Below are 13,732 nucleotides of genomic sequence, written 5' to 3'. Positions count from 1 at the left end.
GATCAGGCCTCGTCCCAGCCGCCGGGCTGACGCGCACGACTGTTGAGCCACATCATACCTAGCATATCGCTCAAAGAGGCGAAAAGACGTCCCAGGTTGGTATATTTTGATTGGCCGGCGGTGCGTGGCCTGTGGCCCACATCCCGAAAGTCCACATCAAAGCCTTCGCGCTTCATCAAGGCGGGCAGGAATCGATGCTGGTGATCAAAGAAGGGCAGCAGCAAATACGCGTCCCGCCGAAAGGCTTTAAGGCCGCAGCCCGTATCGTCGGCATCGTCATTGAGCAAGGCTTTGCGCACGCCATTGCCCAGCCGTGAGGCGGTTTTCTTCCAGGCGCTGTCCTGGCGTCCCACCCGGCGTCCCGCCACCATGCCGGTGGTCTCCGGCGCCGCCGTCAGGGCGTCGACCAGGGTGGGTATGTCAGCGGGCGGGTTCTGACCGTCGCCATCCAGCATGCAGATCAGCGGCGCCTTGGCGGCCAGAACGCCTGTGCGGATCGCACGCGACTGGCCGGCGTTCTTGCGATGGGTGACGATCCGAAGCGTCGGGATGGTGTCCTTCGCCGCCAGCAGCTCGGCCAACGTCTCATCGGTGCTGGCGTCATTGACCAGAACGATTTCGTGCGAACGGTCTTTCAGAACGCTATAGATTTCTTCGGCAAGACGCGCAGCATTACCTGCCTCGTTATGCATGGGCGCGATAATGCTCAGCTCTGGGCGGGGATCAGTCATGAAACGCTTCGTCTTGGACGGACTTGCTTGAAGAATATCTTGCCGCGTTTCATACCGATTATTCACACAGACGCACGACCTTTTTCTTTTTTCTCTGCGCCCGGGCCGTTCATGTCGTTGCAAGATCGCCTGATAAACACCGAACGGGCCAGCCTGTTCATCGCCGGTCTGGCCCTGATCGCCAGCCTTTTGGGCGTCTTCGCCCTGCCGGTTCTGGACCGCGATGAAGCGCGCTTCGCTCAGGCCAGCGCGCAAATGCTCGAGAGCGGCGATTTCGTCGAGATCCGGTTTCAGGACGAGCCGCGCCACAAAAAGCCCATCGGGATTTACTGGCTGCAAAGCCTGAGTGTCGCCGTGACCACCGGGCCGGAAGCGCGTGAGATCTGGGCCTATCGCCTGCCGTCGGTGCTGGGGGCGATCCTCGCCGCGCTGAGCGCCTTCTGGGCGGGCCGGCGCCTTTATGATCACCGCACGGGCGTTTTCGCCGGGGCGCTGGTGTCCGTCACGCTGTTGCTGGCGTCTGAAGGCGGCATCGCCAAGACCGACGCCCTGCTGTGCGCCATGACCGGGCTGAGCTTCCTCGCCCTTGTCGAGGTCTGGCTGGCGAAAACGGACTCACACCGCCGTCGCTGGGCGATGTTGATGTGGGTGTTCGTGGCGTTGGGGGCGCTGATCAAGGGCCCGGTGACGCCCGCCATGATGGGGCTGGCGGTCTTGACGCTTTGCGCGCTCGAACGCCGCGTGATCTGGCTCAAGGTGTTCTTCTACTGGCCCGGCCCGGTGCTGGCCGCGCTGATCCTTCTGCCTTGGTTGATCGGCGTGCAGCTCGCGACAGACGGCGCCTTCCTGTTTGACGCGCTGGGCGGCGACATGGCCCCCAAGCTCACCTCGGGACACGAAGGCCATGGCGCGCCGCCGGGCAGTCATCTGTTGCTCCTGCCCATTTTGTTCCTGCCCGCGATCGTCAGCCTGCCCACGGGACTGGCGAGCCTCATCAAGGATTGGCGCGACCAGACGCAAGACGCCCAGGCCGCACGCCTGCTGGTCGCTTTCATCGCGCCCGCCTGGCTGTTGGTGGAGCTGATCCCCACCAAGCTGCCCCACTACCCCCTGCCGATCTATCCCGCTCTCGCCGTCATCGCCGGGCTCGGTCTGGCCCGCTGGGGGCGGGTGGAACGCCGCTGGCGGCTTGTGGGGCTGGGATTGCTGAGCCTGGGCGTTGTGGCAGCCAGCGGCCTTCTGATCGCGCTCGCCTGGCGCTTTTCCGGCGCGCAATGGGCGGCGTTCCTGGCGACCGGGATCATGGTGTTTTGCGGGCTCGCCGCGACCTTCGCGCTCTACATGCGGCGCTATGACCTGGCGTTGATCGGCCTGGTGGTGATCGGTCTGAGCTGGCACGGGTTGGGACGCGGCGTGGTCGCGCCGTCCGCCGAAATCCTGTTCCCGTCCGCTCCCGCAGCAGCGGAAGTCGCCGACATGCGCGCGCTTGTGGGAGCTGCAGAGCTCGTGTCCACCTACACCGAACCCAGCTTCGTCTTCCTGACCCGCGGTGCGGTGCATTTGCGCGATGCGGATGAGATCGCTGCAGATCTGGCGGCGGGGCGCCTCGATTTCTCCACCCCGCGACTTTACGTATTTGATCTGAGCCGCTGGAGCGATAACGCAGCGGAGACTCTGCGCCCGTTTGTGCAGCGCGCCTGTGCGGTGCGGCTGGTGGACGGGTTCAACTATTCACGCGGCGACGACACGGTGTTGCTGATCGCCGCCACCGGCTGCGACGCCAGCGCCGCCGAAACCTCTGGGAGCTGACCATGAGCCGTTCCATCGAGATCGTTGAAGTCGGACCGCGCGACGGCCTGCAGAACGACCCGGTCCAGCTTGAAACCTCCGTAAAGCTCGACTTCATCGACCGGCTGATCGACGCCGGGGTCAAACGCATGGAAGCGGCGAGCTTCGTCAATCCCAAAGCGGTGCCCAAAATGGCGGATTCCATCGCCGTGATGGAGCAGGTCCCCCGTGACAAGGGCATGTCCTTCATCGGCCTGGCGCTCAATGAGCGCGGCATGCGCCAGGCGATCGAGTCACGCTGTGACGAGATCAATTATGTCATGGTCGCTTCTGAAGGCTTTGGAAAGCGCAACCAGAACGCCACCCCGCAAGACACCGCCGACCTTCTGGACCGGATCGCGGTGCTGGCCCATGACGCAAGCATTCCCCTGTCCGCCACCATCTCGGTCGCCTTTGGCGACCCGTTTGACGGCGACGTGAACCCCGCGATCCTGGGCGAGCTGGCCGGACGCGCTGCCGCCGCCGGAGCGAGCGAAATCGCGCTGGGCGACACCATCGGCGTGGCGACGCCCTGGCAGGTCAACCAGGCGGTGGAGATCGTGCGTGAAGCCGCACCGAAAGCGCGCCTGCGCCTGCACTTTCACAACACCCGCAACACCGCCATCGCCAATGTCTACGCCGCCGTCGAGGCGGGCGTGGATGTGATCGACGCCTCAGCGGGCGGGATTGGCGGCTGTCCATTTGCGCCCCGCGCCACCGGCAATGTTGCGACCGAGGACGTGGTCTACATGCTGGAACGCGGGGGCTTCAGCACCGGCATTGATCTCGACAAGATGATCAAGACCGCCCACTGGCTTGAGCAGGTCGCGCTCAAACATCCGATCGAATCCGCGCTCAGCAAGGCGGGGCCGTTTCCGCCGCGCTGACCCACAGGCGAAAACCGGAGCGTGCAGAACGGACGGTTTAGAGATCCGCAGCCGGCGCCTCGGCGCTCGCGCGCGCCTGCAAGCGCGACACCAGCGTGCGCGCGAGCGCGCCCACCAGGAAGATCGGCCCCAGCACGAACCCCTGCACCGGGCCGATCAGGCCGCCATGCAGGGTGAAGTAGCGCGCCAAACCCAGCGCCTTGAAGATTTCCACCTTCACCTGGCTGATCTTGGACGTTGAGCCCACATGGGCGATCTCCACGCGCGGCTCGAACACCACCTCGCCGCCCGCATCCCGAGCGCGCTTGCAGATGTCGATATCCTCCACATGGAGGAAATAGCCCTCGTCAAACCCGTCCAGCGCTTCAAATCCGCGACGGGTCATCACCATCGCCGCGCCGGAAACAGTCGGCATCTGAACCGGTTGGCTAGGCAGCGGCTCATGTTCACGATGGAAGGCGCAAGACAGTCCCAAAAACCCCGTAAAGGCGGATCCCAGCGTCAGGGCGCCGCGGCGCGCGCCGCGCTGCTCCTTGCCATCAGGCCCGATCAGACGGGCGCCGATAATGGCGGGCTCGGTGCGGCCCTGCAGGGTTTCGCGCAGACGCGCTGCGTCGCCGGGTTTCACAACAGCGTCAGGGTTCAGGAACAAGAGAACATCGCCCTGAGCCGACTTCGCCCCAAGATTACAGCCTCGGGAGAAGCCCAGATTGGCGCCGGTGTGAATCAGCCGCAATCGCCCGTCATGACGGGCGCGCTGTTCGAGCTGATCGACCATGTCGGATGGATTGTCGTGATTGACGAGCACAAGCTCGTCCACATCGGGCGCGGCCAGCACGGAATCCACGCACTCAAGCAGGACGTCACCCGTACGAAAGGTCACAATGACCGCCGAGATGCCTGATCGGACTGGTTGATCCACGTCCGTTCCCCCACTCATTCACGATCCGGCGTTTCACCCGCCGGATGTATGTAGCCTCGCCTGTCTCGCACTGGCCCCTCGCGCAGCGCCCAGACCTTCCACCACGCCGTCTTCGGGCGCGGCTCCGGGGCTGGATCATATCCCCAGCTGCCGCCAGGACGGCACCGAAGCACTCGTCCAGCCGCCAGCCAGGAACCGCGCCACAACCCTTGTTCACGCACGCAATCGGTTGCGTAGTTCGAACAACTGGGCTGGTGTCGGCAACGCACGCCAAACGCGTAAAGGATCGGAGACAGTCCGATTTGATAAGCGCGCAGCAATACCAGTCCAACGCGAGTCGGCAAGCGTTCAATTCCAGCTCGTCTACACATTAGAAGCCCAGTTCCGCACGTGATCAATCCAAAACTCGTTTCGAAGGCGTCTGTTAAGCCTGGCTGTGAGCGATTGCGGCTTCAAAAGCCTCCACCGCCGCATCAAACGCCAGCAGGATTGATCCATGACGCTGGCGATAGGCGGCGGCGGGTTGCAGGGCGACCAGGGCTGAAAATCGACCTTCGGGCGGCTCAGCCCCGTCCTTCAACATCGCCTTAAGCGCTTCGCGCGCCGCACGAATCTCGTCCTGATCCGCCCCGATCGCAGACCGGGCGAAGACGCTGGCGCTCGCCTGCCCCAGCGCACAGGCCTGCAGCTCGAGCCCAAGCTCGCAAATACGTCCTTCATCGAGCTTAAGGTCCAGCGTCAGCTCGGACCCGCAAATGCGCGACACTTTGTGGGCGCTGCCATGGGGAGCGCTCAGGCGACCGATATGAGGAATATCGGCCGCCAGTTCGAGCAGGGCATTGGAATAGATGTCGCTCATGAGCGTTATGTCCGCTCCCAAGCGGTCGATTTCAAGGCGTCAGCCTTTCAGCCGCCAGGTCGCGCCTTCCGGACCATCATCCACCTGAACGTTTTTCGACGTCAGGATTTCACGGATGGAGTCCGCCTTGGCGAAGTCCTTGGCCTGACGCGCCTCAAGACGCTCAGCGAGCAATTGGTCGATCTCTGCACGCAGCGCTTCATCGACCGTATCAAGGCCGAACCAGGCGTCCGGATCCTGATCAAACAAACCCAACAAACGCCCCGCCGCGAGCAATTCGCCCTTGGCTTGCGCCTGCTCTTGTTCACTCTCGGCCTTGTTGGCGCGACCGGCGATCTCAAACAGGGCGGCGAGAGCCTTGGGCGTGTTCAGATCATCGAGCAGCGCGTCGATCACCGCTTCAGGAACCTCGACCTCCGCCGCCTTGACCGCTTTCAAGCGCCGCAGGACGCCGTACAGACGATCCAGCGAGCGCTGGGTGACCTCAAGCAGTTTGGCGTTCCAGTCCAGCGGCGCCCGGTAATGGCCCGTCATCAGGGCGTAGCGAATGGTCTCGCCCTTCACCCCGGCCTGCAGCAGGTCATTGGGCTTGATCACATTGCCCAGAGATTTGGACATCTTCTCGGACGCCATGGAGAGGAAGCCGTTATGCAGCCAGTAATTGGCCAGCGCCGCGCCGCCATGGGCGCAGACAGACTGGGCCACTTCGTTCTCATGGTGCGGGAAGACGAGGTCGCCGCCGCCGCCATGAATATCGATGGTCTCTCCCAAGGTCGCCTCGATCATGGCCGAGCATTCAAGATGCCAGCCCGGACGTCCCGCCCCGAAAGGCGCGTCCCATTCCGGCTCGCCGGGTTTGGAGGGTTTCCACAACACAAAATCAGCAGGGTCGCGCTTATAGGGCGCGACTTCCACGCGCGCGCCCGCGATCATGTCATCCAGATCCCGCCCCGAAAGCTTGCCGTAATCGGCATAGGCGCTGACGGAAAACAATACATGCCCCTCAGCGGCGTAGGCGAAGCCGTCCGCCATCAGTTTCTCGATCATCGCGATCATCTGCGGCATGTGTGCGGTGGCGGCCGGTTCCAGTGAAGGCGGCAGGATCGCCAGAGCGGCGCTGTCTTCACGATAGATTGCGGCGTATTTGTCCGTGATCACGGAAATATCAACGCCGGCGTCAGCCGCCGCCTTGTTGATCTTGTCGTCCACGTCCGTGATGTTGCGCGCATAGACCACATGGTCCGCGCCATAGATGTGTCGCAGCAGACGGAACAGAACGTCAAACGCCACTGGCGGGCGGAAATTTCCTATATGGGCTTCAGAATACACCGTCGGACCACACACATACATCGTCACCCGCTCTGGATTGATCGGGACGAAGTCGCGCTTTTTGCGAGCGGCGGTGTCATACAGTCGAAGGACGGTCATCTGAGCTTTTCCAAAAGTCTGAGCGCAGCGCAGGGATTTGCGTTGCACCAGTGCGCCGGTCTACAACGTCGATCGCTTTGGAAAAAGACTTCTTACGGCATTGGACATTTCAAATGCCGAAACTAACTAAGCGCTGGACGCGGTGTTCACCGCTTCCCGGAGGAAACCATCTAGACCCGGCGCGCGTCGGCGGCAAAGCTCGTCACGCCCTGCTGGATCCGGAAACCGGTACTTCGTCGTCGTGTCTTGTGTGATGCGGCGGCGCCCGTCAACGAAAGGATCCGCCACTCATGGACGCCATGACTGATAAGAAAAACCTGGTGAACGTCACCGACGACAGCGTCGTCCGCCCGACCCGCGAAGAAGCCGAAGAAGCCGTGCGCACCCTGTTGCGCTGGGCCGGCGATGATCCGCGCCGTGAAGGCCTTCTGGAAACGCCCAAGCGCGTTGTGAACGCCTATAATGACTGGTTCCGCGGCTATGACGAAGACCCGCACAAGATCCTCGGCAAGCGCTTTGAGGACGTGCAGGGCTATGACGACATGGTCATGCTGACCCATATCGATGTGGAGAGCCATTGCGAGCACCACATGGCGCCGATCCTGGGCACGGCCTGCGTCGCGTATCTGCCCGACCGCGCCGTTGTGGGCATCTCCAAGATCGCCAAGGTGGTCGAGGCCTTCTCCAAGCGTCTTCAGACGCAAGAGACCATGACCGCCCAGATCGCCGATGCGATCGAAGACGCGATGAGCCCGCTGGGCGTCGCCATCTTCGTGGACGCCAAGCACCAGTGCATGACCACCCGCGGCGTGCACCACCCCAACGTCTCCACGATCACCACCATGTTCCGCGGCGAGTTCAAGGCCAACGCCGAACTGCGCCAGCGCTTCATGAATTTGTGCGAACAGTCCAAGCGCTAGGCGCGGACCACAGCGCAATCAGGCAAAAGCCCGGGAGTTTCGCTCCCGGGCTTTTTCTGTTGCAAACCGAGTTTCTCGCTATGCTGCCTACGATCTAACGGTGAATCGCGCTGGGGAAAACATGGGCTTCAATATCGGCTGGATCGGCGTTCGGTCGCCTGAGAGATCAGACATCCTGGACCTGCTTGGTGTTCAGGACACGTATGTCCATGACGAAGTGAATGAAACGCCGATGAGCTGGGCCCATCTGCCTACCGGTTGGACTATCCTGTTTTTCAACACGCCCGATGAGCGCTTTGAGCAGGCCTATACGGCCCTGGCCCAGACGTCTGATGTGATCGCCTGCGTCGCGCTGGAAACCACGATGGATTGCCACGTCCTTCGCGCTTGTCGTGGCAAGGCCCTCTGGAGCTTGCTCTATCAGGCCGAGCAAAAGCATCTTGGCGTGCAGGTTGGAGGAACGCCCCCTTCCTGCTTTCAGTTAATCCAGCAGAGTTTGGGTGAGGCTCAGGCTGTCTCTGATGCAAACGGAGACGATGTCGACCATCTGTTCGAGATCCCTCTACAAGTCGCCGAGCAGGAAACAGGCTATGCGTATGGTCGTTCGCGTTTTGACTGGGGCGAACCCCGCTTTACCGAGCTTCGATAGACGGCAAGCAAGACGGCCCGGCTAATCTGCCGGGCCTGTCTCTGGCTCAAAGGCTCGCCCCGAGAGCGCTGGCCCGCTCCAGCGCCGCCTGCATGCTTGCCTGAAAGCGGTCATCGGCGAATTCCTGATACTCCACCCCCACATGCTCGACCCGGTCCGCGCCCAGATAGCCCGACACCGCTTTCACATGACCCACCAGATGGCCCTGCCCGTCCCGCACGCCGCCCGGCTCAAAGCCGAACTCGCCCCAGGCAGTCGCGAGAACAAGCGTCTTGCCGGACAGGATAGGTTTCAAGGGAAAGTCGCCGCGCGCCAGATCAAACGTGAAGGTCTCGTCCTTGCGTACGACGCTGTCCACCCAGGCCTTGAGCCCCGCCGGCATGCCGTAATTATACATGGGGGCTGTGATCAGGATGATCTCCGCCTCGCGAAGCTCGGCGATGGCCTGATCACTGCGCTCCAGCAGCTGAGACTGCGCGGCGCTTCTGTCTTCTCGGGGCGTGAAGGCGGCCGCCACCCAGTCGGACGTGATGATGGAGGGCGGGTTCAGCCCCACATCGCGTTCGGTCAGTTTGACCGTGGGATGAGTTTTCCGGAGAGACTCCATAAAGGCGTCTCCGATTTTCCGGCTCAACGAACCATCCTTGCGGACACTCGCATCCACTCTCAAGACATGCATGTTTTTCACCTCTAGGACTTGCAGGGTTGAAAGAGGCTTATGAATTTCCTCATATTGTGATGTTGCGCTATAGAGATGACTTCATTCAGAGATGAGATTTTCTCATGGCGACTCACATCTCCCATCGCGGATTGCGAGCGTTCGAGGCCGCCGCGAGGCACGGAACCCTGGCGCGCGCCGCTGAAGAGCTGGGCGTGACGCCAACCGCGCTGTCACACGCCATCAAGGCGCTGGAGGCGCAGCTGGGCCTGCCCTTGCTGATCCGGTCTTCGCGGGGCGTGAGCGCCACGGCCGAGGGCCAGCAGCTGGCGGAGCGTCTGGCCGGCGCCTTCAGGGATATCGATATCGCCCTGTCCGAACTCAAACCTCAGTCAGGACGCATAACCCTGTCGGTCACGCCCGCCTTCGCCAGCCTCTGGCTTGCGCCCAGGCTTTCCCAGCTCGAAACGGAGCTTCCCGGTTTGAGCGTCAGGATCGAAACCTCCTATGCGCCTGTTGACCTGAAGCGCGCGACACAGATCGATCTCGCGATCCGCTATGGGCCGGTGAACGAGGACGAAGAGACCCTGGTCGAGGATGAGTTCGGCGCCTTCGCCACGCCTGCCCTACGCGACAAGGTGCTGGCGGGGCGCAGCGTGGATCTGCTCAGCCCAAGCTGGCGCATGCCCATTGGTGCTGCTCCCGCATGGCGAGACCTGTCAGAACATACGGATCTGCGGCTCAAGATCGCGCAGGACCGCGCCTTCGAGGACGAACAGTTCGCTGTTCAGTGTGCGCTCGCGGGACAAGGCGTGCTCTTGGGCAGCCCCCATCTGCTGAGCCTTCTCATCCAGCGCGGCTTGCTGGTCCCGGTGAGCCCCGTCATGCGGTTGAAAGGCCCCGCCTACAAGATCGCCGGTCGGGAGGAAGCGCTTCAGTCCGGAAAGGTCCGCAAATTCCTGCGCTGGCTCCGCTCTCAGTTTCAGGACTGACCCCCAACAAAAAGGCCCGGCTAAACCAGCCGGGCCTTCTCGTAACAGGGGTGCGTCAGCCTATTGGCTGATGCGGAAGGCGTTGCATTCCACGCAGCTGGCGTAAACGCCGTTGGGATCGTTCATCATGTTGATGGTTTCGATCTCGTCCTGCGCGTCGCGGGCCATATCACCCAGCCAACCCGAACCCAGCAGCCCTTCGCCGAACACGGCGAGACGGGCGTCCTGACCCAGCATTTGCAGGATCTGGGCGAAGGGGTCGACCTCGTCGCGGAATTCCACGACCCGGTAATCACCCTCTTCCAGACCCGCGCGCTCGGCGGCGGCGGCGATGGCGTCGTCATATCCGCCGAGGGAATCCACCAGGCCGCGGTCAAACGCTTGCTGACCGGTCCAGATACGGCCCTGAGCCACGGCGTCCACTTCGTCACGGGACATATCGCGCGACTCCGCCACTATGGACAGGAAGCGCTCATACCCCGCCTCGATGGAGCTTTGCAGCACGGTGTCCCATTCCTCGGTCACGCCACCCGTCATGGACGGCTGGCGTGCGATCTCCGTCGTGGCGACGCCGTCTTCAAAGACACCGATCTCGGCCAGAGAGTCCTCGAAGGTCGGAATGAAGCCGAAAATTCCGATCGAACCGGTGATGGTGGTCGGCTCCGCCCAGATCTCATGGGCCGGAGTCGCGATCCAGTAGCCGCCAGACGCCGCCACGCCGGCCATGGAGGCGATGACGATCTTGCCTTCAAGGCGGGCCAGTTCCAGCTCTTCGCGGATCAGTTCAGAGGCGAAAGCCGAGCCGCCGCCTGAATCGATGCGCAGAACAATGGCGCGGACATTGTCGTCCAGGCGCGCCCGACGCACCAGCTCGGCATGCTGATCACCACCGATCACGCCGCCATCGCCATTTCCGTCCACAATGCCGCCGACAGCCCTGATCACGACGATCTTGTCCGCCGGAAGCAACTGGAACTCACGGTTGGCTTCGACATAGTCAAAGAAGTTGCTGGCGACGATGCCGCCGTTTTCGCTATCGCGGCCAAAGCGCTCTTCGAGCAGGTTGCGATAGGCGCCCCGGCCGATCACATGGTCGACAAGGCCGGCGTTCAAGGACACTGCAGCCGTGTCGCCGCCCTGGGCCACCAGAAGTTCCGGGAACTCGTCAGCATGGGTTTGCAAGGCGCCGTCAGACAGGCCGCGCGCGGCTTCGACACGCTCCTGATAGGCGTCCCACAAATCGCCGAAGACGTAGAGGTTCGCTTCGGCGGCCGGTTCCGACATCTCATCGCCCAGATAGGGTTCAAGAGCGGATTTGAACGTGCCGACGCGGTATACGTTCAACGTCACATTCAAACGATCCAGAAGCGAGCGGAAGAATGTGCGATAGACGGCGTAGCCGTTGACGCTGGCGCCCCCCATGTCGTGCAGGTAGACCTCGCTGGCGTGCGCCGCCAGGAAATAGCCGCTCATCGAGAAATTATCGCCATAGACGATGATTTCCTTACCGGCCTCGCGGAAGGCCTCCATTTCGTGAGCGACCTGATGCAGGGCTGCGGGATAACCGCCGCCAAAGCGCTCCAGATTCATCACAATGGCTGTGATGTCATCATCTTCAGCGGCCTGGCGGAACCCGTCGACGACATCGCTGAGCAGCACTTCTTCGCCCGGGCCGCCGCCCAGCAAGGACGCGGTGAAGGCGTCATTGGGCGACAAGGTCGTCGGCTCTTCGACGATCGGGCCTTCGGGCGCGAAGATCAGAACGCCGCTATCGGCCATGTCGAACTCGTCACTGGAGAACAGACTGCCGATGAAGGCGATCAGGAAGAACGCGATCACGAAGATCCCGAAGACGCGCAAAATTCCGTGTTGGAATGCGCCGATATAGCGCCAGATGCGCGCCACAATATTTTCGTCAGACGACATGGGAACCCCTTATTTCACCCCCCGCACGAGCCTTCAAACTGGCCTACGGTCATGGCCCTGTCTAGGCGTATGAACTTTAAATTGACGCAACACCCGGTCAGACGCCGTCCAGTCGCTCGACGGCGGGGACCGCCCCGCCGGACGCCGGCGTCACCCGCCAGCGACTGTCCAGTCCCGCTTCAAACGCCGTATCCTTGATCGTGGAGACCGTCACGAAGTCGGCGACCGCTTCATCCGGCGTCAGGGTCAGCAAGACAAAGCCCTTGGCGTACACGCTGTGGTGGAGGATGTGCGGATTGGCCTGCAAGGTCATCTGACCGAAATCCACGCTGGGCGCATTGACGAATTCATAATCGGACGGGCTGGTCACCGAGGTGACGCCAAACTCGACTCCGACACGCTCGCCGGCGTCGGTCTTTAGATCCACCGTCCAGTAATTATGGCTGTCGCCGGTCAGCACGATGAAATCGGCGTTGGCGTTCCGAGCGGCTTCAAACAGACGCTCGCGTTCCGCCGGAAAGCCGTCCCAGGTGTCCAGCGTCATGGGAACGCCGAACTGGGTCTGACGGGCAAAATCCCAGATGTCGCCGCCCGCAAGCCGCATGCCCCAGCGCAGCCAGAACGGCGTCTGCCTGGTGTAATCCGGCGCTGTGGCCGACCCCATCAGCACCTGATTGGCGAAGATCCGCCACGGCTTGCCAGCCGCGACCGATTGTTCAAGCGTGCGAATGACGAAATCAAACTGTTCCGCGCCCAACAAGGTGCGGTCCTCGCCGCCGACCGTCTCATCCAGCCAGGCTTGCACTTGCGCCTGCACCTCGGGGTCCTCGGGATCGGAATCGAGCGGGATGGGGAAGCCCTCCATCGTCATTTCCTGAGAGCGCGCCAGCAGTCGGCTTTCCAGGAAAATCAGGGTGGCCAGATCGCCGATCTCCAGAGCGCCATAACGCGCCAGACGATTGTCAGGCTCGCGCACCGGCAGCCAGCCATAATAGGCGCGCATGGCGTCATTGACCCGCACAGGCCAAGGCCCCTCGCCTTCATCAGGATCATGATTTTCCGCGCCTGTGCGATGGGCGTTGTTCGCCGTCTCGTGATCGTCCCAGATCGTCAGCCAGGGCGCGGCGGCTTTCAGCGCCTTGAGGTCCGGATCGGCGTTATACTGAGCGTAGCGCAGCACATAGTCTTCATAGCTGACGATCTCATGGGCGGGTTCGACCACCCGGCCCAGGCGCTCATCATCGTCCATGGCGTATCCGCCGCGGCCATATTCGTAGAGATAATCACCCAGATGGACGACCAGATCGATATCGCCGCGCTCGGCGGCGACGCGATAGGCGTTGAAAAAGCCCGCCGGATAGTTCGAGCATGAGAACGCGGCGATCTTGAAGCTGTCTACTGCGCCTTCAGGCAGGGTGCGAGTCTGACCGGTTTCGCTCAGCTCCCCACCGAAGGAAAAGCGATACCAATAGGTCCGGCCCGGCTGCAGCCCGTCCGCCAGCAGCTTGAACGGCGTCATGGCGCGAACGGCCTCTGCGGCGGGCGCGGCCTCGGCGTCGATCAGGACGGACTGGAAATCGGGATCTTCAGCCAGCTGAACCCGCACCGGGGCGTCAAGGCTGTCGGCTGTGATCGCTGTCCACAGCATGATCGAGCTCTGGTCGGGATCGCCGCTGGCGACGCCATGTTTGAAGGGACCCTCTGCGGGCGGGCGCGGCGCAAAACTGGGCGCGGCGTCCTCGCGGCTGCAGGCGGTGGCCGCCAGTCCCAGACCGGCGACGCCCGCCAGCGCCGCCCGGCGCGTGAGTTTCATTTCGTCCGACATGGTCTTCCCCCCAAATTGCGCTCGCCCGCGACGAGTCGCGGAAAAGTAGAGAACAAATAAGAAGGCCGGCGCAAGGCCCCTCTCCTCGCGCCGGCCACAGCCCCGTCC

Annotated in this window: 13 protein-coding genes; 5 read left to right on the top strand and 8 right to left on the bottom strand. The window is 62.6% G+C overall.

Features of this window, described 5'->3' with window-relative positions; all coding sequences use genetic code 11:
* Nucleotides 1-2 precede the first annotated feature (2 nt).
* Nucleotides 3-731: a glycosyltransferase family 2 protein gene (locus tag ACTIGF_RS08710; RefSeq protein WP_439636485.1), complete on the bottom strand. Its 729-nt coding sequence runs from the start codon at nt 729-731 to the stop codon at nt 3-5.
* A 111-nt stretch (nt 732-842) separates the two neighbouring features.
* Here ACTIGF_RS08710 and ACTIGF_RS08705 point away from each other — a divergent pair, with 111 nt between their 5' ends.
* The gene (locus tag ACTIGF_RS08705; RefSeq protein WP_439636484.1) at nt 843-2,540 is read left to right on the top strand and encodes an ArnT family glycosyltransferase; all 1,698 of its coding nucleotides are present in this window, start codon (nt 843-845) and stop codon (nt 2,538-2,540) included.
* Between the two features lie 2 nt (nt 2,541-2,542).
* On the top strand, nt 2,543-3,445 hold the full coding sequence (locus tag ACTIGF_RS08700; protein ID WP_439636483.1) for a hydroxymethylglutaryl-CoA lyase: 903 nt from the start codon (nt 2,543-2,545) through the stop codon (nt 3,443-3,445).
* Between the two features lie 37 nt (nt 3,446-3,482).
* Here the strand turns inward: ACTIGF_RS08700 and ACTIGF_RS08695 are convergent, their stop codons facing one another.
* From ACTIGF_RS08695 to cysS, 4 genes are read right to left on the bottom strand one after another with little or no spacing between them, the layout of a single operon-like run.
* Nucleotides 3,483-4,385 (bottom strand): glycosyltransferase family 2 protein, encoded by a 903-nt coding sequence (locus tag ACTIGF_RS08695; protein WP_439636482.1) that lies wholly within the window; start codon nt 4,383-4,385, stop codon nt 3,483-3,485.
* Nucleotides 4,382-4,738 carry a membrane protein insertion efficiency factor YidD gene (gene yidD / locus ACTIGF_RS08690; protein WP_439636481.1) on the bottom strand — a complete coding sequence of 119 codons (357 nt, stop codon included), beginning with the start codon at nt 4,736-4,738 and terminating at the stop codon, nt 4,382-4,384. The genes ACTIGF_RS08695 and yidD overlap by 4 nt, the downstream gene beginning before the upstream one ends.
* Before the next feature lie 53 nt (nt 4,739-4,791).
* A complete protein-coding gene (locus ACTIGF_RS08685) occupies nt 4,792-5,226 on the bottom strand; it encodes an iron-sulfur cluster assembly scaffold protein (protein WP_439636480.1) in 435 nt (144 codons plus the stop codon).
* A 39-nt stretch (nt 5,227-5,265) separates the two neighbouring features.
* Nucleotides 5,266-6,654 (bottom strand): cysteine--tRNA ligase, encoded by a 1,389-nt coding sequence (gene cysS, locus ACTIGF_RS08680; protein ID WP_439636479.1) that lies wholly within the window; start codon nt 6,652-6,654, stop codon nt 5,266-5,268.
* A gap of 290 nt (nt 6,655-6,944) precedes the next feature.
* Between cysS and folE the strand changes: the two genes are divergently transcribed.
* Together folE and ACTIGF_RS08670 are read left to right on the top strand one after the other, a co-directional pair.
* Nucleotides 6,945-7,574 (top strand): GTP cyclohydrolase I FolE, encoded by a 630-nt coding sequence (gene folE, locus ACTIGF_RS08675; RefSeq protein ID WP_439636478.1) that lies wholly within the window; start codon nt 6,945-6,947, stop codon nt 7,572-7,574.
* Between the two features lie 121 nt (nt 7,575-7,695).
* Nucleotides 7,696-8,223 carry a hypothetical protein gene (locus ACTIGF_RS08670; protein WP_439636477.1) on the top strand — a complete coding sequence of 176 codons (528 nt, stop codon included), beginning with the start codon at nt 7,696-7,698 and terminating at the stop codon, nt 8,221-8,223.
* Between the two features lie 46 nt (nt 8,224-8,269).
* On the opposite strand, the gene ACTIGF_RS08665 is transcribed toward ACTIGF_RS08670, so the two are convergent.
* Complete coding sequence (locus ACTIGF_RS08665) at nt 8,270-8,902, bottom strand: FMN-dependent NADH-azoreductase (protein WP_439636476.1); 633 nt, start codon at nt 8,900-8,902, stop codon at nt 8,270-8,272.
* 104 nt (nt 8,903-9,006) lie between these two features.
* Between ACTIGF_RS08665 and ACTIGF_RS08660 the strand changes: the two genes are divergently transcribed.
* Nucleotides 9,007-9,873, top strand: coding sequence for a LysR family transcriptional regulator (locus ACTIGF_RS08660; RefSeq protein WP_439636475.1), 867 nt, complete (start codon nt 9,007-9,009; stop codon nt 9,871-9,873).
* A gap of 60 nt (nt 9,874-9,933) precedes the next feature.
* On the opposite strand, the gene sppA is transcribed toward ACTIGF_RS08660, so the two are convergent.
* On the bottom strand, nt 9,934-11,799 hold the full coding sequence (gene sppA / locus ACTIGF_RS08655; protein ID WP_439636474.1) for a signal peptide peptidase SppA: 1,866 nt from the start codon (nt 11,797-11,799) through the stop codon (nt 9,934-9,936).
* 97 nt (nt 11,800-11,896) lie between these two features.
* Entirely contained in the window at nt 11,897-13,624 is a 1,728-nt protein-coding gene (locus ACTIGF_RS08650; protein ID WP_439636473.1) for an alkaline phosphatase D family protein, read from the bottom strand.
* Nucleotides 13,625-13,732 lie beyond the last annotated feature (108 nt).

Source organism: Oceanicaulis sp. (genome assembly GCF_051859625.1).
Taxonomy (GTDB): Bacteria; Pseudomonadota; Alphaproteobacteria; order Caulobacterales; family Maricaulaceae; genus Oceanicaulis.
Note: the sequence above shows the minus strand (reverse complement) of the source record. Positions and strands in the feature narration are given on the sequence as shown.

Bases quoted from the DNA above. Each gene is read 5' to 3' on its own strand.
- ACTIGF_RS08710 (WP_439636485.1), bottom strand. From the start codon at position 731: ATGACTGATCCCCGCCCAGAGCTGAGCATTATCGCGCCCATGCATAAC.
- ACTIGF_RS08705 (WP_439636484.1), top strand. From the start codon at position 843: ATGTCGTTGCAAGATCGCCTGATAAACACCGAACGGGCCAGCCTGTTC.
- ACTIGF_RS08700 (WP_439636483.1), top strand. From the start codon at position 2,543: ATGAGCCGTTCCATCGAGATCGTTGAAGTCGGACCGCGCGACGGCCTG.
- ACTIGF_RS08695 (WP_439636482.1), bottom strand. From the start codon at position 4,385: ATGAGTGGGGGAACGGACGTGGATCAACCAGTCCGATCAGGCATCTCG.
- yidD (WP_439636481.1), bottom strand. From the start codon at position 4,738: ATGTGTAGACGAGCTGGAATTGAACGCTTGCCGACTCGCGTTGGACTG.
- ACTIGF_RS08685 (WP_439636480.1), bottom strand. From the start codon at position 5,226: ATGAGCGACATCTATTCCAATGCCCTGCTCGAACTGGCGGCCGATATT.
- cysS (WP_439636479.1), bottom strand. From the start codon at position 6,654: ATGACCGTCCTTCGACTGTATGACACCGCCGCTCGCAAAAAGCGCGAC.
- folE (WP_439636478.1), top strand. From the start codon at position 6,945: ATGGACGCCATGACTGATAAGAAAAACCTGGTGAACGTCACCGACGAC.
- ACTIGF_RS08670 (WP_439636477.1), top strand. From the start codon at position 7,696: ATGGGCTTCAATATCGGCTGGATCGGCGTTCGGTCGCCTGAGAGATCA.
- ACTIGF_RS08665 (WP_439636476.1), bottom strand. From the start codon at position 8,902: ATGCATGTCTTGAGAGTGGATGCGAGTGTCCGCAAGGATGGTTCGTTG.
- ACTIGF_RS08660 (WP_439636475.1), top strand. From the start codon at position 9,007: ATGGCGACTCACATCTCCCATCGCGGATTGCGAGCGTTCGAGGCCGCC.
- sppA (WP_439636474.1), bottom strand. From the start codon at position 11,799: ATGTCGTCTGACGAAAATATTGTGGCGCGCATCTGGCGCTATATCGGC.
- ACTIGF_RS08650 (WP_439636473.1), bottom strand. From the start codon at position 13,624: ATGTCGGACGAAATGAAACTCACGCGCCGGGCGGCGCTGGCGGGCGTC.